Genomic DNA, 25,149 nt, shown 5'->3' with positions numbered 1-25,149 from the left:
TCGCGGTAGCGAACGCGCATCTACCGGGTGGCGCCCAGCACTTTGAACCGGCGACCGTCGTGAACCGTGCGGACCTCACCGAACCGGTCGCCGATCACCTGCTCGTACGGGAGCGTGCGGTTGGCCACCAACAATAGGCGACCACCCACCTTCAGATGCGCGTAGGCGTCGGCGATAAACTGCCGCGGTACCATGAGATCGGTGGCCTTCCCCTGATGAAACGGCGGATTGGAGACGACCACGTCGAACTGCTCCTCACCCACCCCGCCACCCACGTCGCTGGTGCGCACCTCGGCGTTGCCGAGCTCGGCCTTCGCGATGCCGCGCGCGGCGCAACGCACCGCCTCGGCGTCGGCATCGACCATCAACACGCGGCCGCTTCCGGACAAGGTGGCCGCCGTGAGCCCCAGCGCACCCGCGCCGCAGCCCAGATCGAGCACCGATTCACCGGCGCGGATGTCCAGCACATCTCCCAGGATCTGCGTGGCCTCGTCGAGATGCTCCCACGAGAACACGCCAGGACGCGAATATAGCGTGTGGGCAACGCCCTTGAGCGTCACCGCGACGTCGCGGAAATGATCCGGGTCGAGATACGGTGACGTGCCCTCGGTGAGCGAGGCGGGGGCGATCTGGGTCTTGGTGGCCACCGCCAAGCGGTGCCCGCTGTGCTGGGCCTCGAGGCGAGCCAGGCCGAAGATCGACTCCAGAAGACGCACCGCCGGCTTCACGCCCTCATCGTTCGCGCCGGCGATGTAGCACTTGCCGCCAATCCGGAGCGCGTGAAACGCCTCCCAGATGAGCTGCTGCAGCGCCAGCTTGTCGGTCGACACGCGAATGGTGACCACATCCGCCGCCAATGCCAGCGGAAATGCGTGCGTGCCATGCGCGTGCACCACATGAGAGCCGGCAATGCCGTTCGCAGCCATCGTACGCTCCGTCGCCTGCACCGACGGCAGCGAACGATCCGAGCACCAGAGTATCGACGCGCCACCGGCCACCGCCGCGGCGGCAGGCACCATGCCGTTACCGCAGTTCAGGTGCACCGAGGTGCTCTTCCCCATCGACGCCATCTGTTCCGCCAGCATCATCGACGCCGGGTCGACCGTGCCGTGCGCAAACACCCCAGGCTTCGTGGCCACCAGCACCCGCGACCCCGCGATCGAGAGCGGAGCGTTCTGCCAGAAGGCGTAGCGGTCGGGGGCGGTTTCGGTCGGTGTCGTCATCCCTGCAGTCTAGCGACCTCCAACAGCGGCCCCTACTCCTCCAGCAGCAGATCCCCGCAGGCCACGATCTTCGCCATCGCGGAGGACGACTCATGGACGTTCACGTAGAAGCTCCCGCTATCCGGGAGCGCCAGGCGCAACGTCGCCTTGCCCCCGGCGGCGCCCTTCCCGTCTACGCGCAGCACCGGATACGCCGACGCGGCGCCCAGTACAGGACCGCCTTTCGCACAGCTGCCCACATGTACGTGCCAGGGCCGGATCGCCCCCGCCGCGTCGCGGGCGAAGCTGACTTCGACGGCGGTCGTTCCCGGCGTCTTACCGGCCACCATCTCCACCTCGCCGCGGAGCTTCGAACCTCCAACGCCCATCACCATGCCGTCCCACGCCACATGACGACCTGCGGCGAGCGTGAGTGCGACCCCGAGCGACAGTACGACTGTGGTCTTCATCTACTTGAGCTCCTTGAGCACGAGATATTCCCCACCAGTCCGCAACGTAATTGTAATCGGCTGCTCCGTGCGATTGCGCCAGAACCACCCATGCACGCCGTCGAACGCGGCCACCAACTCACCCGACTCGGCGGCAGACGTGCCCTTACCGTAGCGATGGGCCGCGTAGTCCTTGGGCGGATTCGGCGGTTCGCCGTGCATGTTGAAGTACACCTCGCCACCGTCCGTCGTCCATGCGTAGCGCGCCGTTTCGGCGGTACGCATCGACATCTTGACCTCGATTCCCTGACTTGGCTGTAACGTGATCGTCATCGAGTCACGCCAGCGCGACCCAGTCAGTTGCGTTGCCTCAGATGTCTTTGCCCGAGCGCCTTCTTTCACTTCGGCCACGGCCTCGTTGGCGAGCGCCACCTTGATGCGACCCATCTCGGCGATCCCGAGCACACGACCCAGTCCGGTCGGATCGCGGTCCGTTTCCGCTGGCAGCACGACCGCGACGCCGATGAAGGCCGCGAGCAGCAGGGCGCAGAGCGACAGCCATGCGAGCAGGCGCACGGACGGCAGATCGTCGGGAGGCTCGTCCTGCTGTTGCATACGTCCTCCTAGGTCGGTGACGCGGTGAAGTAGCCGTTCACCTGATAGATCACGAGCGCCACGCCGCTCATCAGGAGCAAGACATTCGCGGCGGTCGCGTAGCGCACGAAGCTGGCACTGCGACGCCAGAAGCTCATCGCGATGAGGATCACACACAACGCGAGAAACTGTCCGACCTCCACGCCGACGTTGAAGGCCAGCAGATTCTCGAGCAGGCCGGCCTTGCCCAACTCGAAGTCGAGCATCTTTGTGGCCAATCCGAGTCCGTGACAGAGCCCGAACACCACGGTCGCAGTGCGCGGATTGGGCTCGTATCGCAACCAGCGCGAGAACACGCTGAGATTGTCCAGCGCCTTGTAGATCACCGAGGCACCGATCACCGCATCGATGACGAATGCGTTTACCTGCACGCCCATGAGCACTCCAGCTATGAGCGTGATCGAGTGGCCAACGGCGAACAGCGTGACGTACACGCCGATGTCCTTCAGGCGGTACAGATAGAAAATGACGCCGACGAGAAAGAGCAGATGGTCGTAACCAGTGACCATGTGCTTCGCACCGAGATACATGAACGGCACGATGCGCGTGCCGAACGTCTCCATGATGTAGCCCTTGTCGCCGGCGGTTACGCCATGGGCGTAGGCAACGGACGGCAACGCCACCGCCAAGAGCAGCAGCAACGCGCGCGTCCGCATGCTAGTAGCGGAACGCATACTGCAACTTGACCAGCAGTTGATTGGACGCGAAGCCCCAGTTGCGCGGGTAGCGCGTGGTCGGATCCGTCTGCAGGCCCGTGCCGTACGGCAGCCCGGTGTCGCCGTTGATGTCGTGGCGCAGGTTGTGGTTGTACACGATGAACAGGTCGCCGAGCGGTGAGAACGTCCAACGAATCCGCGTGTTCGCGCCGAACGTGTCGCTCTGATTGTCGTACTGCGCGTAGCTATTGAGCTGCAGGTTCGACGATACATTCACGCGCAGTCGAGTGCCGATCAAATCCTGCGTGAACCCTCCTTCGCGCAGACGGCCGATATTGCGCGTGCCGTTCACTTCCACGTTGAACAGTGACGACGGCTTCCACGCGGTGGTCAAGGTGATCTCGTCGAGCCGGCCCGTGTAGAACGGCCCGAACCACCAGGTGGCCTGTCCGCTGAAGCGGCGCTTGGCAGCGAGCCCACCTTCCACGCGATAGCGATTCCAGTGATACGCGCCAGCGGGAATCGTGACACCCGGCGCAATCGTGAATGGCACGGCCAATCGCTCGCCGGTGGGATTCACGTTGAGCTCGAAGCGGTCGCCGCTCTCGAGACGCCAGTTTACCGGCGCCATGAAGATGCGATAGCTCTCCCACTTCCCGTTCAAGTCGGTGACGACGCGCGGCTGGAACTCGTTGACCATCTGACGCACGCGCAAACCGGCCACCCGTCCGCGCGGACGCGGCACGAAGTTGCTCGTGAAGGTGATGATCTGGGCGGCGGCACGCGGCACGAAGCCAAGTGACGGATCAAAGCCGTCGCCGATGCGTTTGTAAGTGGCCGAGATCTGCCAGAGGTCGTTCGGATAGTCGATCTTGGCGCCCCACGCCGACTTCTCGCCGGTGAGGCCGTCGCGGTCGGTCTGCAGCCCCCAGACGCCCATGGCGAGGTTCTTGTTGCCGTGGAAGCGTGAGGTTTGATACGTCGCATCCAGACCTCCCATCCAACTGTTGGCGCGGCCCGTGGGATCGCCGATGGTGCCGATCATCCCCACCGTGGATTCACGTCCGATGTTCTGCTTGTAGCGGAGCACGCCGAGCGTATTCGCGGTTGACGGCAACGTGGTGCCCGCGGTGACCGCAGCACTGAGGTCGCCCGTGCGCAACGCAATCGCTCCCACGTTCGCACCATTTGCGCGCCCCGTGACTTTCACGCCGGCGCGGATCGGCACTTCGTTGCCACTCAGCAAACCGATGCGCCGGCTGAAGAACGGCCGCACGTCGTCGCCGAGACTGAGCCCGAAGTCGAAGATGTCCGCGCCCTGCAGGAAGAACGTGCGCTTCTCGGGAAATACAATCGGGAAGCGCGTGAGATTCGTGCGACGCGTGTCGACTTCGGTCTCGGCGAAGTCCGTATTCACCGTAAGGGCCGCCAGTGTGCTCGCGCCGAGCGTCTGCGTGATGTCGAGACTCATGTCGCGTTCATCGCGGCGCACTGCGCCCGGGGCCGGCACGCCCGTCGCACCCATCAGTGACGGACGGACGCTGAGTCCGAGGCCAAGGGCGAACGGCGGCAGATTGGTGAGTCGTCCCGCGCGAAACGTCTGCGTGATCTTGAAGTCGCGCACCGGACTCGCCCATCGGTCGTTCTCGAGCAAGCGCTGCACACGGCGCTGCACGTTGAAGCCCCACGTGGTCAACCCGCTGGCGAACTGCACGCTACGGATCGGGATCACGATTTCCGCCGACCATCCGGTCGCGGTGCGCACCGTCGCGGCGTCCCAGACCGCATCCCAATTCGCGTTCTCGCCGTCTCCCGAGATCAACGCGTCGTAGCGCGCCCCGTTCGGATTCACCGCGAACACGTAGCCCGAGCGACCGTCGAGATACGTATCGAGCACGATCTTGATGTGATCTTCGTTGGCGAGTGAGTTGTCGCGCTCGCGGGCGAAGCTCACGATGCCATCGGGATTCGGATCGTCGGCGCGCACGCCGATCACGATTCGGTCGGCGTCGGTCAGCACGCGCACGATGGTGCGACCGGCCGGCGCGCGGCCCGCGACGGGTTCGACCTCGGTGAGTGCTCCGATCGAGTCGGCCGCTGTCCACATGGCCTCATCCATGCGACCGTCCAGGCGAAATCCTGAGCCGAGTGGTGCGCTCCGTAACGTCGCGCCGGCGGCCCCACCTGTGGCCCCTGCCGGCGCACCTTTCGCTGCCGCCGCAACGACGGGCTGGGCGTGAACGATCGACGCCGAAAGCAGAGTTCCGGTCAGCGCGACGATCGCCGCACATGAGGTGAATCGGGGAGCAACGAGCACAGGGTTCGCGAAGCGGGGAGAGATGGAAGCGGCCGTGGTCGGCATCGACGGGCTAGACCCGAACTTACGGCTATGTTATCTCAGTCGCTGGCCCCACACGCGATGTATGGCGACTGGTTCCTGTTCCTGCCGCGGATCGCGGCTCGGTTTTGAGAGGTTCTGCCATGACGCGACGCAACGCGAAGTCGGCCCGGATGACGTTTCGATCACATCTACTTGGTGCGCTGGGCATCACGCTCTCGGCTTCGACGCCGGGTGCAGCGCAGGTGATGTCGCTTCCTGCTGATGGCGGCCCGACGTGGGCGAGTGTGCAACAAGCACTTGGCGGACGAGGCGCCATGCAGCCCGGCGACGTGCTCCGCTTCGGTTTTCCCCGCACCGATCTCACGGTCGTTGCCGACGGCGTGACACTGAAGCCGACGCTCGCTCTCGGCTCATGGGTGGCGTTCAAGCGGATGGACGCCGGCGGCACGACCATGGTGATGGGTGATCTGGTGCTCACGGAAAACGAGGTCAGCCCGGTCATGCTGGCGCTGCAACAGAACGGCGTGGAGCAAACGGCGCTGCATCAGCACGTCCTTCGCGAAAACCCGCGAGTGCTTTACATGCACATCGATGCGCACGGGGACGCGGTGAAGATCGCGAACGCCATTCGCATCGCGATCGGCGCCAGCAAGACACCGATGACCGCGCCGACCGCTCCCGCACCGACCTCACCCGCATCCGCGGCGTTTGATCTGGACACCGCCGCCATCGCGAGAACGCTCGGCGTGGCCGGGCGAGTGAACGGCGGCGTGTATCAAGTGAATGCGCCACGCGCCGAACGCATTGTGGCCCACGGTGTCGAAGTACCACCGTCGATGGGCGTGGCGACGGTGATGAACTTTCAGCCCACCGGTGGCGGGAAGGCGGCCATCACGGGCGACTTCGTGATGACGGCGGCAGAGGTGAACCCGGTCATTCGTGCACTTCGCGATCACGGTATCGAAGTCACGGCGCTGCATAGTCACATGCTCGACGAGACGCCGCGGCTGTTCTTCATGCACTTCTGGGCCAACGCGAACGCGGTCACCTTGGCGGCGGGATTGCGCGCCGCACTCGACCAGACAGCGAGACCGGCGGCCAGATAGCGCGCGGCGACGTGTGCGGTTCAGCCGTGCAGCGCGCCGTACAACAGCTGCGCGGCCTCGCGCCACCACGCACTGTCGAAGGACAGCACTTCGAACACCTGCTCGGCGATCACCGCACCGCCGCCATATAAAAGCACCGGGTGTACGGACCCGCGCGCGCGCCAGTCGCGAAGCATCGCGACCACGATCCAGGTATACGACAGCACGACGCCGAACCAGATGTCAGGGCGTGGCACCGCCGGAAACCAGTGGCGGAAACGAAACCACGCGGGCCAGATCACGACCAGTGTGGCGAGCAGCAGCCATCGCGCGTGCGCCTCGCGATCGCGGCGCGACATGATGCCTGCGACCACCAGCGCAACGAACAGCAGTCCCGAGGTCAGCACGCCGAGCATCGCCGAGATGCCGGTGGAGCCGGCTCCGGCGGCGGCGTCGCGAGTGGCCTGAAACACTCCCGCGGGCAGCATCGTGACCGCGACACCGATCGCCAGCGGCACTCCGAGCCGTCCGATGCGCCGGTGCGTTGAGAGTGCTCCGTATCGCACCAGCAGTGGCTGCGTGAGGAACAGCAACACCCACGTCATCGCCAACGCGCCGTGGAGATGCACCACCCACGGCGCCGCGAAGGTCCCACGAGACATCGGGACCACGTACGTACGACCAAATCCGAACAGCACCGCGCCGAGCGCCACGGCGCCCATACCGACGAAGAACCAGGAGCGCTTGGGCATTTCCGACGATAATACCAAACGGCGGCGGCATCGAGGGATCCGATGCCGCCGCCGTTCCTGTTCAGTGGGCCTTGTAGGAGTTGAACCTACGACCTCACGCTTATCAGGCGTGCGCTCTAACCACCTGAGCTAAAGGCCCGAAGGAGAGTTCACCATCTCCGCCAGAGCCGCATAATGTATCCCGAGCAACCGTTCGGGGCAAGTGCGGCCGAAAGGCAGACGAGCGACACCCCGCAGGAGTATCGCTCGTCCATCTCACTCACGCGTCCGGATCATCATCGTCGAACCCATCGACGTCAAAATCCAGATCTTCGTCCTCGTCATCATCGTCGTCGTCCTCGTCGTCATCATCGAGGTCGTCGTCATCATCATCGTCATCATCGTCGTCGTCATCATCGAAGTCGACGTCATCATCTTCATCGTCATCTTCGTCGAGATCGTCGTCGAGACCTTCGTCGTCGAAATCTTCGTCGTCGGCAGCCAGCGCAAAAACCGAGGACGGCAACTTCTCTTCGAGCGCGTCCAGCGACGACGACCCGAACTGCTCCAACATGGGACGATTCTCCTGCGAGTGGTGATGGTGTTCCGCGCGCGCGTGCTGCGGATGGCCGAACGGCAACGAGGTTTTCGAGACGGCGTGATCGGGAGTATCGGCAGACGCTCGCCGTCGCGCAACCCGAAAGTGTGTGCGCCTAACCAGAAAATTGCTCGGACCACCGGCGGACCTCGGCGGAACGGTCCGATGACGAACCATTCACGCCGCGCCGATGGCTCAGCCAGCCACTTAGGCCGTCCGTTCCCGTTTCGTCTCGCGGTTGGTCCGCTTGCGGTCGCTCGTGGAGAGGAGACGCTTGCGGAGCCGGATGTTGAGCGGGGTGATCTCGATGAGCTCGTCGTCTTCGATATACTCGAGGGCGCTTTCGAGGGTGATCTCCCGGGGCGGCTCGAGGGTGATGTTTTCGTCGGTCGACTTGGTACGGATGTTCGAGAGCTTCTTTTCCTTGGTCGGATTCACGTCCATGTCGCCCGGACGCGAGTTCTCACCGATCAGCATGCCCTCGTACACCGCGTCACCCGGCGTCACGAACAGCGTGGAGCGCTCCTGCAAGCTGAACAGAGCGAACGCGATGATCGTACCGTTTTCCATCGACACGAGCACACCGCGCGAACGGCCCGACAGCGGACCTGCCCACGCCCCATACTCGAGGAACCGGTGGTGCATGATGCCGGTGCCGCGCGTGTCCGTGAGGAACTCGCTGCGGTAGCCAAACAGACCACGCGCCGGTACGCGATACAGCAAGCGCACCAGACCCTGACCCGGGTTCTTCATCTCGATCATCTCGGCCTTGCGGGGTCCGAGCTTCTCGATGACGGTGCCGAGGTATTCCTCGGGCACGTCGATCGCGAGTTCTTCAAACGGCTCGAGCTTCTGGCCGTTGTCGTCGGTGCGCAGAATGACCTTCGGACGCGACACCTGAAATTCGAAGCCTTCGCGCCGCATCGTCTCCATGAGAATGGAGAGGTGCAATTCACCGCGGCCGGACACGCTCCACGCATCGGTGGAATCGCTGTCTTCGACGCGCAGTGCCACGTTGCGCTCGAGCTCCTTGTACAGGCGCTCACGCAGCTGACGCGACGTGACAAACTTGCCGTCTTTGCCGGCGAACGGCGAATTGTTCACCACGAAGTCGACGCTGATCGTGGGCGACTCCACGCTGATGCCGGGGAGCGGCTCCTGATGGTCGGGATCGGTGAGCGTGCTGCCGATGTCGACATCTTCGAAGCCGGCCAGCAACACGATCTCGCCCGCCGAAGCCTCCTGAATTTCCACGCGCTCGAGGCCTTCGTAGCCGTACAGCTTCGACACGCGACCGCGCTGAATCGGCTTGTCGCTCTCGAACGGCAATAGCGTGACCGAATCGCCGAGGTGCACGACGCCACGTTCCACGCGGCCGATCGCCATACGACCGAGGTACGCCGAATACTCGATAGTCGACACGAGCATCTGGAACGTGCCTTCGCTGTCCGACGGCGGCGGCGGCACGGTGTCGACGATCGTCTGATACAACGGCTGCAGATCGACCGGAGTGACATCCATGTCCATCGTGGCCAGACCCTGCTTCGCGCTGGCGTACACCACCGGCGCGTTCAGCTGCTCTTCCGTCGCTTCGAGTTCGATGAACAGCGACAGCACTTCATCATGCACACGTAACGGATCGGCGCCGGGGCGGTCGATCTTGTTGATGACGATGATCGGGGTGCGTCCGAGTTCGAGCGCCTTGCGAAGCACAAACCGCGTCTGCGGCATCGGACCGTCGAACGCGTCCACGACGAGCAGGACGCCTTCGACCATGCGCAGAATGCGCTCCACTTCACCACCGAAATCGGCGTGGCCCGGCGTGTCGACGATGTTGATCTTCGTGTCGTTCCAGCGGATCGACGTATTCTTGGCGAGAATGGTGATTCCGCGCTCTTTTTCAAGCGGATTGGAATCCATCACGCGTTCTTCTACGACCTGATTTTCGCGGAAGGCTCCAGCCTGGCGGAGCATCTTGTCGACGAGGGTGGTCTTCCCGTGGTCGACGTGCGCGATGATGGCGACGTTACGAATCTGCATAGCCTTAAAAGTTAATGGGGCCATGCACTTAGAGACAATGGGGGGACTCGGTAACGGACGTGTGACGACGCCTGGCGCCTCAGCCGATGCGCCTTAGGCGACTCGCCTTAGGCGACTCGCCGTCGCTCCACCATGTCCACCGCCAGTCGCATGGCCGCGATCAGGCTTTCTGCGCTGGCCACGCCCTGCCCGGCGATATCGAGCGCCGTGCCGTGGTCCGGGCTGGTGCGCACGAAGGGCAGACCCAGCGTGACGTTCACCGCACTCCCGAAGCTCGCCACCTTGATCGCCGTCATGCCGACGTCGTGATACGGCGCGATCACGGCGTCGAACTCGCCACGCATGGCGCGCACGAACACGGTGTCGGCCGGGAACGGCCCGGCCATGCCCGCTTCTTTGGCCACGGGAGCCAGCAGGTCGTCGTCTTCACGCCCGAACCGACCACTGTCGCCGGCGTGCGGATTGAGGGCACAGAGGGCCAACCTGGGCTCAGCGATCCCAAAGTCGTGGCGCAGCCCCTTACGGGTGGCGTACGCGGCCTGCAACAGCGCCTCGCGGGTCACCGCCGCCGGCACGTCGCGCAGGGCGATATGGGTGGTGGCCAGCACCACCCGCAGCCGATCGGAGGCCAGCATCATCGTCGCCGGTACGCCCGCCAACTCGGCCAGCATCTCGGTGTGACCGGGGAAATCGAACCCGCCCGCCTGAAGCGCCGCCTTGTCGAGCGGGGCGGTCACGATGCCATCCAGCTCTCCCGCCAGCGCCATGCGGGCGGCCCGCTCCAGGGCGAGGCCGGCCAGCTTCCCGGCCAGGGCGACGTCGGCGGCAGCGTGGCCGGTTGGCGCCCACGCGCCGATCGACTCGTGTACCGGCACCGGGGTGCCCGTTGGGCCGATCACATACCACGAAGCGCCCAGTGCCGCGATACGCGGATCACTGAGCGCCTTGGCGGCGATCTCCGGGCCAATGCCACGGGGATCGCCGAGGGTGAGCGCGAGGCGCATCACGGTCTCCGCCTTACGGCGTCACCGTCTGCTTCGACGGATCGTAGCGCACGGACACATACGTCTGCTTCTTCAGCGTGTCGATGAGGCGACGCATGCTGCGCTCTTCGGACAACTGCGACCGCAACCGCTCACGCACTTCCTTGAGCGTGTACTCGCCAGCGTCGTCGAGAAACGTAACCTGCGCGATGATGTACTTGTTCACGCCGGCCGACGGATCGGGCATCGGGAACGGGTCGATGATATCACCCAACTTCTTCCCTTCGAGCGCATTGCGATACGGCTCCGGCAGCTGGCTGCGCGGATACTCCGGAATGGTCTTGTCTTCATCGCCGGCCGAATCGTGAAACTTCACGCTGAGTGAATCAAAGCTGCCCCCAGCACGCCACACGGTGGCAATGCTGTCGGCCAGCGCCTTGGCGCGCCGCTCATCGGCCGTATCAAGCTTTGGACGGATCAGGATGTGGCGCGCCTTCACTTCGGCCGGCTGCACGCGATCCACGCGAATGATGTGATATCCGAACGACGTTTCGATTACCGGGCTGATGATGCCGGGATTGAGCGCGAACATCATGCGATCGAACTCGGGCACCATGCGGCCGCGACGATTCCAGCCGAGATCTCCACCGAGCTCCTTCGTGCCATCCATCGACTCTTTCTTGGCGATGTTCTCGAAGTCTTCGGGGTGCTTGTCGAGATCGGCGCGCAGCGAATCGATCTTGGCGCGCGCCTTCTTCTTGGATTCTTCCGACGGCTTGGTGGCCAGCACAACCTGACGCAGGCCGATGCGCGCTTCCTTACGCGGCAGCTTGGTGCGATTCGACTCGAACGCCTCGTTGATCTCGGCTTCCGTCACGTTGATCGCCGTCATCTTGCCGTCGCGCTTCAACTTGCTGACCACTTCCTGCTGCAGGTTACGACGCTTGAGCTGATCGTTCTGTAGCTTGCGCCACTCGTCGACCGTCCCGAAGCCCGCTTCCTTGAGCGCCGCCTTGAACTCGGCTTCCGTCTTGAACTGCGAACGGATCTGCTTCTCGTTGTCATCGATGGAGCGCTGAAGCTCGGCCTCGTTGGCCTCGACCTTGAGCTCCTTCGCCTTCTGGACCAGAAGCTCGGCTTCCACCAGCTGTTGAAGGATTTCCTGCTCGAGCTTCACGAGATCCTGCGCCGACGCAACCTTGGCTCCCGCCGAGCGGGCGGAGTTCACAGCCGCCAGCACCTCGGACACCAGCACGACCTGATCGCCCACCACGGCAGCAATGCCGTCGACGGGCAAGCCTTTGGGTTGCACCGTATCGGCGGTGGCCGCCTTCGGCGCAGGCTTCGGCGCGTCCTGCGCCAGCGTAACCGACAACGGCGCCGCGATGATCGCGGCGCCGGTCAGCAGAGAAAGCAGTCTGGGCATCATTCCGTATAGTACCCGGTCGGATGACCAGGGGTTCGTTGAAAACGCGCTTACTTCTTGGTGGTGTCAGGCGTCGGCATCGGCATCGGGGCCGGAGCGCCGCCCGGAGCCGGAACGCCCGGGGCGCCCTTGCCGGCCTTTAGCGAATCAGACGTGGCACGCACCGTCTTGGCCTTTTCGACGACCTTGTCGAGGCCCGCGTCGTTGATCGAGAACGCGAACTTCTTCTGAAGCGCATGGGCGACCGGGTACGGCACGTCCACGAACGGCACTTCGTTCTTGATCAGCTTGTCGAAGAACGACTCGATACGCGCGGCGGCGATCTTCGCCTTGTCGCCACCCGCCTTCGCGCTGTCGGCGAGCTTCGACGGCTCGACGTTGAGCGAGCTCCAGGTCTGCGTAACGGCGTTCTTGAAGTTCAAGTACAGGTTCGACAGTTCTGCGGTATCGAGCGTGGCCTTGGCGCTGTCAGCCTGGTGCAGCACGAGCTCGTTCCGCACGATCTGACGCACGAACTTCTCGACCAGCGAATCCGGCGCGTTCAAGAGCTGCGGGCGGATCTGCGAGTTGGGCGGATAGGCCGCGACCCAGTTGGCGAATTCCGACGCCGTGAGTTCGCCGCTCTTGTACGTGGCGAGCTTGCCGTTGTCCTTGCCGTAGCCGAGCGGGTTGCGCGCGATGGCCTTGGCCTTCACGGCGGCGCCCGACGTCAGCTCGACGCCGTTCGACGACTCGACCTTCGCGAGATAGGTGCTCTCGGCGATCTGCACGTTCCGCTGCTTGGCGACCGGCGCGAACTTCGCGGCGACGTCGGCATACGGCGAGCGGTAGATGACGTGGAACCCGAACGACGTCGCGCACACCGGTCCGATCTCGCCCGGCTTGATGGCCAGCACGCACTTCTCGAACTCGGGCACCATCATGCCCTTGCCGAACAGGCCAAGGTCACCGCCACGCTCGCCGGCGCCCGGCTCGTCGCTCTTGGCGGCCAGCTTGGTGAAGTTGGCCGTCGTCGCTTCGGCACGAATGCCTTCGGCCTTCTTCTGCGCCGCGACCTTCTGCTCCGGCGTCGCGTTGGCATCGACCTTCACGAGGATATGACGGGCGGCCAGCGCCTCGCCATTCATATAGCGCTGCTCGTCCGGTCCCGGGGTGAGTGTGTCCCAGCCCTTCGAGACATTGTCGTAGAACTTCTTGACGCGGATGTTGTCGATGTTCGACCACAGCGCCTCGTCCATGGTCTTCTTGTCAGAGAGCGAGTCGCCCTTGGCGGCCGCCACACCCACGAGCTGGTAATTCACCCAGAGCTCAGCGATGGAACGGGCGACGTCCTTTTCGAGCGGGGCCTGCGAAGTGCCCAGGATGTCCGCCAGGCGCGTCACGGAGAGCTGCTGGTCGCCGGCCGAGGCCGCGACGTCCGGATTGGACGCGGCACCACAGGCTACGGCGAACGCGACGGCAGCGAGCACGGACAAACGATACGATTTCATCAGGTCGAACTCCGGCACCGGAGTGAAGAGAAGTGTTGGTGAGACCCCAACGGCATCCAGTCGGTTGCCATCAGGGAGCGAGGGCACGCAGCGCGCGCACCAGGCCCTCGAGCATTTCCGCCCCGCCTAACCGGGTCAACTTGAGCGCCAGCGGCTGGGTTCGTCGAACGTCCACTTGGAACTGGACACCGTGGAATGCCGCTGACAGACCCTTCAGGCGAGGAACTGCGTCAGCCCTGAAACTAACACGGGCTTCAGATGCCCGCACAAGCACCCCCTCCACGCCGAGGGCCGCCCCGAGCACCCGGAGCATGGCACTGGCGAAAAGGGCGTGGGCCGCCGTTGGCATCGGACCGAACCGGTCGCGCACCTCACTTTGGAGGGCCTCGATGTCCTTGGGCTCGCGTAACGCCGTGAGCCGGCGGTACACGTCGAGCTTCGCTTCCTGCGACGTGATGTAGTCGTCGGGCAGGAAACTCGGGAAGTCGAGCGACACGTCGGCCGGGATCCAGGCCTTCTGGCCCCCGGTTTCCGACAGCTGACGCACGGTCTCGTCGAGCAAACGCAGGTACAGATCGAAGCCCACGGAGTGCACAAAGCCCGACTGCTCCGACCCGAGCAGGTTACCCGCACCACGCAGTTCGAGGTCCTTGAGCGCGATTCGGTAGCCGGCACCAAGCTCGGTATGGTGCTCGAGTACGGCCAAGCGGCGCTCGGCGTCCTCGTCAACGCGATCGGGCACCAGCAGATAGCAGTAGGCTCGGCGGTGCGACCGTCCCACGCGACCGCGCAGCTGATAGAGCTGTGCCAGCCCCAAATGGTCGGCACGGTTCACGAACATCGTGTTCGCATTCGGCACGTCGAGCCCGCTCTCTACGATCAGCGTGGACACCAGGATGTCCACCTCGTGATCCACGAACTGGCGCATCACCACTTCGAGCTCGCGCTCTTTCATCTGCCCGTGCCCCACCGCCACCTTGGCGCGCGGCACGATCCGACGCAGATGATCGGCGATCGCTTCGATCGTCTCGATGCGATTGTGCACGAAGAACACCTGACCGCCGCGGTCGAGCTCGCGCGAGATCGCTTCCTCGATGAGGGCGTCGTCGAAGGGCTCCACGAACGTGAGCACCGGCGAGCGATCGCGCGGCGGCGTCTGCATCAGCGTGAGATCGCGTAAGCCCGCCAAGCTCTGATGCAGCGTGCGCGGTATTGGCGTCGCCGTGAGCGTGAGCACGTCGGTTTGCAGCTTGAGCTGCTTGAGCCGTTCCTTGTGCTTCACACCAAAGCGATGCTCTTCATCGACGATGATGAGGCCGAGATCGGCGAACTCGACATCGGGGCTGAGCAACCGGTGCGTACCGATCACGATGTCGATCTGCTTCTTCTTGAGCTTCTCCACGACGACGGCCTGTTCCTTGGCCGTCTGAAAGCGACTCATGACTTCCACCGTCACTGGGAAGTCGGCCAAGCGGTCGCCGAAGCTTCTCGCGTGCTGCTCGGCCAGAATGGTGGTCGGTACCAGCACGGCCACCTGACGACCACCCTGCACCGACTTGAAGGCGGCGCGAATGGCGATCTCGGTTTTGCCGTAACCCACGTCGCCCACGAGCAGGCGATCCATCGGGCGATCGCTCTCGAGGTCGCGCTTCACATCTTCGGTGGCTTTGCGCTGGTCGGGCGTGTCTTCGAACAGGAACGAGCTCTCGAGCTGGCGCTGCCACGCCGTATCCACGCCATGCGTGGGACGCGTTGCCACCTTGCGACGGGCGTACAGATCAAGCAGTTCCTGCGTCATCTCGAGAATCGCCATGCGCGTCTTTTCGCGCTGCTGCTTCCAGCGATTGCCGCCCAGCTTGTGCAACCGCGGGGCGGGCGCGTCTTCCGACACATCGCTGGCGCTGCGGTATCGCTCGATCTGATCGATGCGATACAGCGGCACGTTCAGGCGATCGCCGCCCTCGTACTCGATGACCGCGGCTTCGATCGTGCTTTCGCGCACGAAAATCTTCTCGATGCCGCGATAGATGCCGATGCCGTGCTCCAGATGCACGACGTAATCACCCGGCTTGAGCGCGCCGATGGTATCGAGCGGTGCACCGGTGGTGTACTTGCGCGTACGACGCAGCCGGCGATCACGACGGAAAATCTCGTGATCGGTGAGCACGCGCACGACGTTCGGGATAATGAACCCGCCGCCGAGCACACCGATGGCGAGCGCCGCCGACAGCGGGCCGTCTTCGCCGAGCAGTTCGTCGAGCCGCTCTACCTGGCCAGCGTTGTCGCACAGAATGACCGTAGGCAAACCGTCGCGCTGCAGCTTGCGCAGCACGCGCAGATCGCGCGAGATCGATTCCGGCGGACGCGTGGCGAACACCACATCGGGTTCAGGCCCCTGCGGCTGCATGTCGGCCGATGAGGCACTGACCGCCCGCTGCGGCGGCGGTGCGATGCGAATGGTGCCGAAACGCGCGAGCGTACTCGCCATCTCCGGCGGCGGCACGAACAGCCGTTCGCGACGCACCCATTCTTCGCCCCGACGACGCGCCAGCTCGAGATGGTGTGCGGCTTCCTCCCACGTGCGCACCAGCTCGGGCAATATCGACGCGCCGGCGGGCATGATGACGACGGCATCGGGCGGCCAGAGCGACGGCAGCGATACGCGCTCGGCGTCGCCGTCTTCTTCGCGCACCCGACCGTCAACCGGCAGAATCAGCGCGAGCTCGGCATCACGCGTGCTGCGCTGCGTGTTGAGATCGAAGTGTCGCAGCTCGACGATGTCATCGCCCCAGAACTCGAGGCGCACCGGCTCGGCCATGCCGAACGAGTAGATGTCGATGATGCCGCCACGCACGGAGAACTGCGCGACGTCTTCCACCATCGGCACGCGTTCAAAACCGATGGATTCGAGATGCGCCGTGAGATCCTCCAGGCGACGCACATCGCCCTTGCGCAGTTCGAGTCGCGCGCCGGCGAGGGCCCGTGGCAACGCGGTCTGTTCGAGGACGGCACGCGCGGTGGTGAGCAACAGGCGCACACCGCTGCGTCCGAGCTTCTCGAGCGTCTCCACGCGTTCGCCGGCTACTTCCGCGTGCGGCTCGACTTCGCCGAAGCCTTCGCGCGGCGGGTAGAGCGCGACCGGGATGTCGTCCACGAGCGACTGGAGGTCGGCCAACCAGCGTTCGGCGTCGCCCACCTGGTCGGTGATGACCACGACCAATCGTTGTGGCAGTGCGCGGGCGAGGGCGGCCACGAACACCGCGTCGGCCGACCCGGCCAGTCCACCGACACGGAGACTCTGACCGGGCCCCGGAATCGCCTTGTGTACTCGCGCGAACGCCGGCAACGCCTCGACCGCATCGAGCAGTCTGGGAAGGCCCATCAGTGTCTCGCCAACCAGGCTTCGGCCAACAACGCGGCGAGTGCCAACGCCACCAGCGGCAAGAGCAGCCCATGTCCGGCCGCACGATCGAACACCAGCGTACGCCACGCGCTCACGCTGGTGGCCGGCGTGACGTCGCGTCCGGCAATGTGCGTGCGCATCGCGGCCACCGCGCTATCCGCTGCTCCCTGCCCCATCCCCACCACGTCCGACTCCTCTGGCTCCGGATTCACCACCAACGCGCCGATGCGCGCGGCCTGACGACGCAGGTAGTACACGCCTGCTTCATTGGGAACGGTGAGACGGTCACTGTTGGTGCCCACAATCTTTCCGTCGGGGCTTTCGAGTCCGGTCACACCGCGCAGCCCTGCAATGTGTTCGCCCGGCACCGCTTCGATGAGCCGGCCGTCTTCACCCAGACGACGTGACAGTGCCTCCAGCACCCATGGTACGAACGCCGCGCGCAGCGGCAGTTCAGTGGCTTCGGGCTCGAGCGGCGATCCGATGAGCACGTAGCCTTCGCCCGCCACCGCCCAGGCCGATCCACCGGCGGTCGCCAACGTGTCGGGTATCGCCGGCGCACCGGCACTCGTGGCCGCGGTGGTGCCACCCGGCGAATACACGAGCGGATAGCGCAGACGCACCGGCGTGCCTTCGAACACGCTCACCGATGCCGCGGTGGTGTCGAGCGGCGCGCCATCGCTGCTGGCGGCACGCGCCAGCACGAGATTGCGTGCGATGGCGCCGAACCGCCACGGAATACCGAGCCGGGTGAGCGTGCGATTGGCTTCGCCTATGCGCACGGGATCGAGCGGCGCGGTGAGCAATACGGGCAGGCGAACGCCGGCCGCGTCGGCGCCCGCTACGGTCACACTGCGCGCCGCACCTTCGGCGCCGCGCTCGAGTCGCTTTTCTTCAACCAGCGTGGAGAGTGCGGCCGAGAGAAACGGGCCGCCTTCACTGCGGACCGCGACCATCGGCGGCGACGCCACGCGCACGGCAAACCATCGCGCGTCATCGGCACGGAGAGCGTCGGCGTCGACTTCGACCTTGCCGCGTACCCACCCGGTACTGTTGCTGGCCAATCGCTGCGTGAGCCGCACCGGCGCGCCAACGGGCGCACTGGCGACGGCGCCGCGGGCGACCGTGCGACCATCCAACAGCAAGCGCCAGTCGGCCGAATCGGGCGCACTGATGGCGAAATTCACGGTGCCCGAGGGCGTCCAACGCGCGGGCTCGGCTCGCGCCGCCAGCACGGCCCGATTCCGTACGGAACCGGTACCGTGGGCCAACACCACGACCGGCACGGTGCCAGCATTGACCACACTGTCGGTGGCGAAGGCGTTGCGCTGCCCATCGCTGACGATGGCCACGACGGGCGCGCGGGGACTGCCGCTGCGCGCGAGTCCCACGGCGCGGCGCGTCGCGGCCGCGAGATCGCCGCGTCCGCCCAAGGGCGCGAGTCCGTTCAACGCCTCCAGCAGCGACGGAGCGCTGCCACCGATCACGCGTCCATCGGCGGTCACGATCCAGGCGCGATCGTCGTTCGAGAGATCGGAAAGCAATCCGCGCACATCGGCCCGCAAGCTGTCGAACACCGACCGCTCGTTGCCGATGATGCCAGTGCTCATGGAATTATCCAGCACAATGGCCAGACTGACCGGGGCATGCCCAAGCCCGGCGAGCTTGGCGATCGGGCGTGCGGCCGCCAGCGCCAATGCCAGCACCGCGAGGATGCGCAGCAGCAACAGCAACCGATGACGAAGCTTGAGGTCGCGGCTGTGTTCCTGTTCCATGCGCGTGAGGTAGCGCACGGCGGGGAAATCCACCGTACGACCGACCTTTCGTCGCAACAGATGCACGAGCAACGGCACGCCGACCAAGGTGGCCAGCGTCAGAAACAGCGGAGCGAGAAACGCCATCGAGAGGCTGCGAGAGGACTACAACAGAATCGGAAAATTCAGGAGAGGTAGGCGCAACAGATCGCCATCCAACAGATCGCCATCAGATCATGGCGCCGCGACCGTTCACGCCGACCAGATGGCGTAGTGGTCGGCCGAACGGTTCATCGGTCATGGCCACCGCATAGCGCGCGCCGGCCCGGCCCAAGGCGGCGCGCCATTCGGCGAGCGCCTCCTGCACCGTGGCCTGATAGGTGGTCCGTACATCAGAGGGTGACGCCGGCACTTCGATCTTGGATTCCGGATCGCGATAGCGCGCCTCGCCGGAATCGGGGAAGTCGCGTTCGGCCGGGTCCATCACGTGCAGCACCAGCACTTCGTGCCCGCGCGCCCGTAATGTGCGCGCCGCATCAGCCACCGGCTCGGGATCGGCGAGCAGGTCGGACAACAGCACCACGAATCCGGGGCGACGCACCAATCGGCCGGCCTGCAGCAGCGCCCCCGCCACGTCGGAGCTGTTGCCGCCGCCCGGTTCGGAGAAGGCCGCCATGAGCCGGCGCCACTGGGTGCGCTGCGAGCGCGGTGGCACCACATGGCGCAGCGTCGCATCAAAACGCACCAGCCCCACGGCATCACGTTGCCGTAAGAGCAACAACGCCACCGCAGCGGCGAGCCGTTCAGCGTACGCGAGCTTGGTGAGCCGGGCCGGGTCGCTGGTCCACTGCATCGACGCGCTCACGTCGAGTACGAGCATGGCTCGGGCGTTGGTCTCTTCCTCGAACTGCTTGACCACCCAGCGATCGGCGCGGCCGGCGATTCGCCAATCGAGATAGCGCAGGTCGTCGCCCGGCATATACGGGCGATGCTCGGCGAACTCGACACTGAAACCCTTGCGAGGCGATCGATGCATGCCCGTCACGAAGCCGTCGACGACCCAGCGGGCGACGAGTTCCAGATGGCCGAGGGCCGCCAGGACTGTGGGGTCGAGTTGATCGGCGCGTGGCTGGGACATGTGCGAGAAGGATAGTGCGGTGGCCGCCGATATGTGGGTGGGTATCCGACGGCGGCTCTGAATCGTTTGACAATTACGGCCAAGACCCCAACATTGGTTGAGGATTGACGAATAATTCCCTCCCTATAGGAGGCTGGACATGACCAGATCGTTTGCATTGCTCGCTACCGTCGCTTCCGTGACGGCCAGTGGTACCCTGGTGGCGCAGGGTGCGGCCCCGAAGGCGTCCCCGGTCGAGACCGCGCCGCAGATCACCGTGACCGGGGTGACGGCGGTGACGTCGCTGGCGAACTGGCCCGGATTGTCGCTGTCGGTCAACAAAGACGCCTACGTCACCGTGTTCGCCGTAACCCGCACGAAGGGATCGGCGCTCCCGATTCAGATCCTTTCGCCGGCCAAGCCGGACGACGCGGGCAAGCTGAGGGCCGGCAGGACGGTCAAGCCCCGTCGTCTACTGGGTGACGAGGCGTTGCACCTGCTGAATTACGGCGAGTCGCCGCTGATCGTCGCCATTGCTTCCAGCGTGAAGCCGGAGCTGGGGGCCTTCAAGGCCGGCGGCAGCTGGGGACACGACCTACTGATGGACACCCTCGCCACCAGCGAGCAGCAGATGGTGGAGATTCTCGCGAAAACGATCTACGCCGCGGGAGTGCCATTTGATGCCGTTATCAGCCAGCCCAGCGAGATCTCGCCGGTGCCGGTTGTGAGCGGTGCCTTCGCGTTCGGGAACGGGCCGGTCGTGGTGTCGCGGTATGCCACCAGCATCAATGGTGCCCTCGTGCTCGCCACGCTCGATCCGATTGTCATGACGGCCGACGTGTTTCAGAAGTCCGGGATGATTCCGATGGGTTACACCAGCGGTGCCCCGTTCACCCTCAAGGGCGGCTCGGTGGCGGCCATCGAGAAGGGACGTGTGGTGTATTACCCTCGTCCACCGGCGCCTCCGACGGCTGCTCAGCTGGCCGGTCAGGCTCGCTCCGGCACGCCCAACATAGCGCCGTCGAACGTCTCCTCGACGAAGGGCAACCCTGGCCAAATCGTCCCGGACGAGCTGTAAGCAACACGAGATCATAGCGTTACACGGCGGCCGTCCCCTCGGGACGGCCGCCGTTTTCATATCCGGGCACCAGATTGCGGGGCGAATCGGTTATCTTGAAAGGCTGTCCACGCATCGCCCCTTCTAGCAAGGCATTCCGTTGGAACTCAGTCACATCCGCAATTTCTGCATCGTCGCGCATATCGATCACGGCAAGTCCACGCTGGCGGACCGCCTGATCGAGAAAACTGGCACGTTGCAGAAGCGCGAAATGAAGTCTCAGGTGCTCGACACGCTCGACCTCGAGCGCGAGCGCGGCATCACGATCAAGCTCAATGCCGTGCGTATGAGCTATAAAGCGGGCGACGGGCAGAACTACGAGCTCAACCTGATCGACACGCCGGGCCACGTCGACTTCACCTATGAAGTCTCGCGGTCGCTGGCGGCCTGCGAAGGCGCGATCCTGGTGGTCGATGCGTCGCAAGGCATTCAGGCGCAGACGCTGTCGAACCTGTTCCTCGCGATGGACGCCGGTCTCGAGATCATTCCGGTGCTCAACAAGATCGACTTGCCGGGCGCCGAACCGGAGCGTCGTCGTCAGGAAGTGGTTGACCTGATCGGCTGCCGGCCGGAAGACGTGCTGCAGGTAAGCGGCAAGGAAGGCACCGGCGTGCCCGAGCTGCTCGAAGAGATCGTGCGACGCGTCCCGGCGCCGTCGGGCGATGTGAACGGTCCGCTTCGGGCGCTGATCTTCGACTCGTACTACGACAAGTACCGCGGGGCCATTCCCAGCATTCGCGTGGTCGACGGCGCGATGCGGAAGGGCACCAAGATCACCTTCGGCGCGTCGGACAACGTGTACGAAGTGGCCGAAGTGGGCTATCTGCAGCTGCGTCAGGTGCCCACCGATGTGCTGCATGCCGGCGAAGTAGGCTACGTGCTCGCCGCCGTGCGCTCGGTGCGCGAAACGCGCGCCGGCGACACGATTTTCGACCAGGACAATCGCGCCGCCGAAGCGCTGCCCGGCTATCAGGAAGTGAAGTCGTTCGTGTTCGCCGGTATCTACCCGACCGACACCACGCAGTATGAAACGCTGCGTGACGCGCTCGAGAAGATGAAGCTGAACGACGCGTCGTTGCAGTACGAGCCGGAAACGTCCACCGCGCTGGGCTTCGGTTTCCGCTGCGGATTCCTCGGCCTGCTGCACATGGAAATCGTGCAGGAGCGGTTGGAGCGCGAGTACAATCTGGATCTCGTGACCACCGTGCCCAGCGTCGAGTACCAGGTCTTGAAGACCGATGGCACCGAGCTGCTGGTGGAGAACCCCGCGCTCATGCCGCCGGCCGTGGTCATCACGCGCGTGAGAGAGCCGTACGTACGGGCGCGTATCATGTGCCCGTCGGACTACATCGGCCCGATCATGACGCTCGGCATGGAGCGTCGCGGCATCTACAAGAACACGCGCTTCCTTGATACGGTACGCGTGGAGCTGGATTGGGAATTCCCGCTCGGCGAGATCATTCTCGACTTCTTCGACAAGATGAAGACAGTGAGCCGCGGTTACGCCTCACTGGATTACGAGATTCTCGAGTATCGCGAGAGCGATCTCGTGCGCCTCGACATGCTCATCAACGGCGACGCAATCGACGCGTTCTCCGTCATCGTACACAAGGACAAGGCGTACGAGTGGGGTCGCAAGGTCGCAGAGAAGCTCAAAGAACTGATTCCGCGCCAGATGTTCGAAGTGGTCATTCAGGCGGTCATCGGCGCCAAAGTCATCGCGCGTGAAACTGTGAAGCCGCTGCGAAAGGACGTGACGGCCAAGTGCTACGGCGGCGACATCTCGCGAAAGCGGAAGCTGCTCGAGAAGCAGAAGGAAGGAAAGAAGCGCATGAAGCAGGTCGGCAGCGTGGAGATTCCGCAGGAAGCGTTCCTTGCGGTGCTACAGGTCGACTAATACTCGCGTGAGTTTCGAGTTGTGGGTTCAAGTCTCGGGTTGTGAGTAAGCGATACACACGACTCCAAACTTTTACTCACAACGCGAAACCCACGTGACGATTTCGGCGGTACTGCAAACTTCCTTTCTTGGCGACATGATCCTCACGACCCCGCTCATCGAGCGGTTGGCGCGTGAGGGCGAGGTGCACGTGGTGGCGACGCCGGCGAATGCGGCGGTGTTGGCGAATCACCCGTCGGTAGCGTCGGTGATTGTGTACGACAAGCGCAACACCGACGCGGGATTGACGGGGCTGCGTCGCGTAGCGGCGCGACTCCGAGCGACCGGGGCGTCCACGGCGTACATGGCACAAGGCTCGTGGCGTACGGCGGCGTTAGCGCGGCTAGCGGGTGTGCCCAGCGTGGGCTTCGATACTTCAGCGGGGCGATGGTTGTACTCGCGCCGCGTGGTGTATCGGAAAGACTGGCATCACGCCCAGCGGCTCTGGGCGTTGGCGAGTAATCCGGGCGACCGATCACTGCGAGCGCCGGAGTCCATGCGACCGTCGCTCTATCCGGGTGAGTCTGATCAGGCGCAGGTCGTCGCGCTGTTGCACGCCGCCGGGGTCGGACCCAGCGAGCGATTGATCGCCCTGGCGCCCGGCAGCGTGTGGGCCACCAAGCGATGGCCGTCGTACGATGCGTTGGCGAGTGAACTCGTGGCCGGGCTCCGCGCTGGGCGCGTGGCGGTACTCGGAGCGGCTAGCGATGCCTCGCTCGCGACGGCAATCGGCACCGCGGTGCAGCAGCGCGGTGGCCCGCCAATTCTCGATGCCACCGGCAAGCTGTCCTTGCTCGGATCAGCCGCCCTGCTCTCCCGTTGCGCCGTGCTCGTGACCAACGACTCCGCGCCGCTGCATCTCGCGAGCGCCATGAACACGCCGACCGTTGCGCTGTTCGGCCCCACGGTGCCGGCAATGGGATTCGGCCCGCTCTCTGATCGTCATGTCGTGATGGGGCGCGACGAGCTGACCTGCCGACCATGCAGCGCGCACGGCGGCCAGGCCTGCCCGCTCGGTCATTGGAAGTGTATGCGGGATGTGGAGCCGAGCGTTGTGTTAGCGCAGGTCGTGCGTATGAGCGGCCCGTCTCAGTAGCGAAACGCCAATTTGAGTTTGCGCCACCACTGCTCGTCGAAGGTCGATACCGCGAGTGGATTGCCACCCGACGCATCGGCTTCTTCCCCGTGGCGAACGACGACGAGTTCGAGGCTCGGGACCACATAGATCTTCTTGTCGCCCTTCCCGAGGGCCGCCACCAGATCGGCGGGCGCCGACGGAATGAGCGCGCCGGGTTGCGACGGCAGCCGATACGGACCGGGAATGCGATAGCTGGTGCTACCGTTGAGCCACCAGAGCAAGCCGTATCCTGCGTTATCAGGTGGGGTGGCGCGCCACGACGCGGCAAACCATGCGCTATCCGCCAACACCGCGACGCCGTTCCAGCGACCGCGATTCAGCGCGAGCAGGCCGAAGCGCGCCATATCGCGCGCGGTGCTACTCAGAATCCATCCCAGTTCGCCGGTGTCGACGTTGGGGAACCACGTGGAGCCGGACATCCCGATGCGGTCGAACAGCACGCGCCGCGACAGCACGTTGATACTCTCTCCACTCGCCGCCTGCACGACCCCGAATAGCTGATAGTAGCCTGGATTGTTGTAGTAGAATCGCGTGCCGGGCTGCACGACGGTCTGCAGTGAGTCGTTGAGACCCGACATCATACCCATGAGATGACGCACTGTAATGCGCACCTCGGTGCCGGGACTGCGCGACCAGCCGCTCCCGAGGTATCGCGTGGCCGCGCTGTCGAGCGCAAGCTGTCCCGATCGTGCCAGCTCTCCGGCGATCGCACTCAGCACCGACTTGCTGGCCGACGCGATGATCGAGTCCTTCGCGGGTGTCCAGCCGCTCCAGTAGCGTTCGGCCACGATCCGGCCTCTCCAGAGCACCACCACCGCGGTCGAGCGCTGTGTGCCTGCCCAGTCGAGAGCGGCCGTGAGAGCGGCCGTGTCGAAACCGAGTCGCGCGCCGGCAATCGTGTCCCACGACGCGCCCGTTGTCGGCGGAAAGTAGGGCGCCAGCGTGCGCGGATCGACGACGACCGGTGGTGGCTCGGCGGGCGGTGCAGTTGACGTCGCGGTCACGTCAGCGCTGGCACACGCGGTCGTG

19 protein-coding genes and 1 tRNA gene are annotated in these 25,149 nt (G+C 64.8%); 4 read left to right on the top strand and 16 right to left on the bottom strand.

Going from position 1 to position 25,149, the window contains the following annotated elements:
- Nucleotides 1-20: 20 nt before the first annotated feature.
- Genes HKW67_RS03415 through HKW67_RS03395 form a run of 5 tightly spaced genes read right to left on the bottom strand, consistent with a single transcriptional unit; the run spans nucleotide 21 to nucleotide 5,080 of the window.
- Nucleotides 21-1,223: a methyltransferase gene (locus HKW67_RS03415; protein WP_171224059.1), complete on the bottom strand. Its 1,203-nt coding sequence runs from the start codon at nucleotides 1,221-1,223 to the stop codon at nucleotides 21-23.
- A 32-nt stretch (nucleotides 1,224-1,255) separates the two neighbouring features.
- On the bottom strand, nucleotides 1,256-1,672 hold the full coding sequence (locus HKW67_RS03410; protein WP_171224058.1) for a hypothetical protein: 417 nt from the start codon (nucleotides 1,670-1,672) through the stop codon (nucleotides 1,256-1,258).
- The gene (locus tag HKW67_RS03405) at nucleotides 1,673-2,266 is read right to left on the bottom strand and encodes a transmembrane anchor protein (RefSeq protein ID WP_171224057.1); all 594 of its coding nucleotides are present in this window, start codon (nucleotides 2,264-2,266) and stop codon (nucleotides 1,673-1,675) included. It abuts the gene before it with no gap.
- A gap of 8 nt (nucleotides 2,267-2,274) precedes the next feature.
- Nucleotides 2,275-2,979: a HupE/UreJ family protein gene (locus tag HKW67_RS03400; RefSeq protein ID WP_171224056.1), complete on the bottom strand. Its 705-nt coding sequence runs from the start codon at nucleotides 2,977-2,979 to the stop codon at nucleotides 2,275-2,277.
- Nucleotides 2,963-5,080, bottom strand: a complete 2,118-nt coding sequence (locus HKW67_RS03395) for a carbohydrate binding family 9 domain-containing protein (RefSeq protein WP_171224055.1) — start codon at nucleotides 5,078-5,080, stop codon at nucleotides 2,963-2,965. The genes HKW67_RS03400 and HKW67_RS03395 overlap by 17 nt, the downstream gene beginning before the upstream one ends.
- A gap of 467 nt (nucleotides 5,081-5,547) precedes the next feature.
- On the opposite strand from HKW67_RS03395, the gene HKW67_RS03390 reads away from it, so the two are divergent.
- On the top strand, nucleotides 5,548-6,408 hold the full coding sequence (locus HKW67_RS03390) for a DUF1259 domain-containing protein (RefSeq protein ID WP_343212903.1): 861 nt from the start codon (nucleotides 5,548-5,550) through the stop codon (nucleotides 6,406-6,408).
- Nucleotides 6,409-6,428: 20 nt separating this feature from the next.
- Here the strand turns inward: HKW67_RS03390 and HKW67_RS03385 are convergent, their stop codons facing one another.
- The 10 genes from HKW67_RS03385 to HKW67_RS03340 all read right to left on the bottom strand — a co-directional run bounded on the left by HKW67_RS03385 (nucleotide 6,429) and on the right by HKW67_RS03340 (nucleotide 19,950).
- On the bottom strand, nucleotides 6,429-7,139 hold the full coding sequence (locus HKW67_RS03385) for a hypothetical protein (RefSeq protein ID WP_171224054.1): 711 nt from the start codon (nucleotides 7,137-7,139) through the stop codon (nucleotides 6,429-6,431).
- Nucleotides 7,140-7,204: 65 nt separating this feature from the next.
- Nucleotides 7,205-7,278, bottom strand: a tRNA-Ile gene (locus HKW67_RS03380).
- A gap of 120 nt (nucleotides 7,279-7,398) precedes the next feature.
- The gene (locus tag HKW67_RS03375; RefSeq protein ID WP_171224053.1) at nucleotides 7,399-7,692 is read right to left on the bottom strand and encodes a hypothetical protein; all 294 of its coding nucleotides are present in this window, start codon (nucleotides 7,690-7,692) and stop codon (nucleotides 7,399-7,401) included.
- A gap of 231 nt (nucleotides 7,693-7,923) precedes the next feature.
- On the bottom strand, nucleotides 7,924-9,756 hold the full coding sequence (gene typA / locus HKW67_RS03370; RefSeq protein ID WP_171224052.1) for a translational GTPase TypA: 1,833 nt from the start codon (nucleotides 9,754-9,756) through the stop codon (nucleotides 7,924-7,926).
- Between the two features lie 107 nt (nucleotides 9,757-9,863).
- Entirely contained in the window at nucleotides 9,864-10,760 is an 897-nt protein-coding gene (pdxA, locus tag HKW67_RS03365) for a 4-hydroxythreonine-4-phosphate dehydrogenase PdxA (protein WP_171224051.1), read from the bottom strand.
- A 13-nt stretch (nucleotides 10,761-10,773) separates the two neighbouring features.
- Nucleotides 10,774-12,168, bottom strand: a complete 1,395-nt coding sequence (locus tag HKW67_RS03360; protein ID WP_171224050.1) for a peptidylprolyl isomerase — start codon at nucleotides 12,166-12,168, stop codon at nucleotides 10,774-10,776.
- Between the two features lie 47 nt (nucleotides 12,169-12,215).
- Complete coding sequence (locus tag HKW67_RS03355) at nucleotides 12,216-13,655, bottom strand: peptidylprolyl isomerase (protein WP_171224049.1); 1,440 nt, start codon at nucleotides 13,653-13,655, stop codon at nucleotides 12,216-12,218.
- Between the two features lie 70 nt (nucleotides 13,656-13,725).
- Nucleotides 13,726-17,037, bottom strand: a complete 3,312-nt coding sequence (mfd, locus tag HKW67_RS03350; protein WP_171224048.1) for a transcription-repair coupling factor — start codon at nucleotides 17,035-17,037, stop codon at nucleotides 13,726-13,728.
- Entirely contained in the window at nucleotides 17,037-18,959 is a 1,923-nt protein-coding gene (locus HKW67_RS03345; RefSeq protein WP_171224047.1) for a BatA domain-containing protein, read from the bottom strand. The genes mfd and HKW67_RS03345 overlap by 1 nt, the downstream gene beginning before the upstream one ends.
- A gap of 82 nt (nucleotides 18,960-19,041) precedes the next feature.
- Entirely contained in the window at nucleotides 19,042-19,950 is a 909-nt protein-coding gene (locus HKW67_RS03340; RefSeq protein ID WP_171224046.1) for a DUF58 domain-containing protein, read from the bottom strand.
- 139 nt (nucleotides 19,951-20,089) lie between these two features.
- On the opposite strand from HKW67_RS03340, the gene HKW67_RS03335 reads away from it, so the two are divergent.
- The 3 genes from HKW67_RS03335 (at nucleotide 20,090) to HKW67_RS03325 (ending at nucleotide 24,078) form a co-directional block, all read left to right on the top strand.
- The gene (locus tag HKW67_RS03335; protein WP_171224045.1) at nucleotides 20,090-21,007 is read left to right on the top strand and encodes a hypothetical protein; all 918 of its coding nucleotides are present in this window, start codon (nucleotides 20,090-20,092) and stop codon (nucleotides 21,005-21,007) included.
- Nucleotides 21,008-21,146: 139 nt separating this feature from the next.
- Nucleotides 21,147-22,943, top strand: coding sequence for a translation elongation factor 4 (gene lepA, locus HKW67_RS03330; protein WP_171224044.1), 1,797 nt, complete (start codon nucleotides 21,147-21,149; stop codon nucleotides 22,941-22,943).
- Between the two features lie 136 nt (nucleotides 22,944-23,079).
- Nucleotides 23,080-24,078 carry a glycosyltransferase family 9 protein gene (locus HKW67_RS03325; protein WP_171224043.1) on the top strand — a complete coding sequence of 333 codons (999 nt, stop codon included), beginning with the start codon at nucleotides 23,080-23,082 and terminating at the stop codon, nucleotides 24,076-24,078.
- On the opposite strand, the gene HKW67_RS03320 is transcribed toward HKW67_RS03325, so the two are convergent.
- On the bottom strand, nucleotides 24,072-25,124 hold the full coding sequence (locus HKW67_RS03320) for a serine hydrolase domain-containing protein (RefSeq protein WP_171224042.1): 1,053 nt from the start codon (nucleotides 25,122-25,124) through the stop codon (nucleotides 24,072-24,074). The genes HKW67_RS03325 and HKW67_RS03320 overlap by 7 nt on opposite strands.
- Nucleotides 25,125-25,149 lie beyond the last annotated feature (25 nt).

It is taken from the genome of Gemmatimonas groenlandica, assembly GCF_013004105.1.
Classification (GTDB): Bacteria; Gemmatimonadota; Gemmatimonadetes; order Gemmatimonadales; family Gemmatimonadaceae; genus Gemmatimonas; species Gemmatimonas groenlandica.
This window is presented reverse-complemented; position numbering and strand designations above follow the sequence as displayed.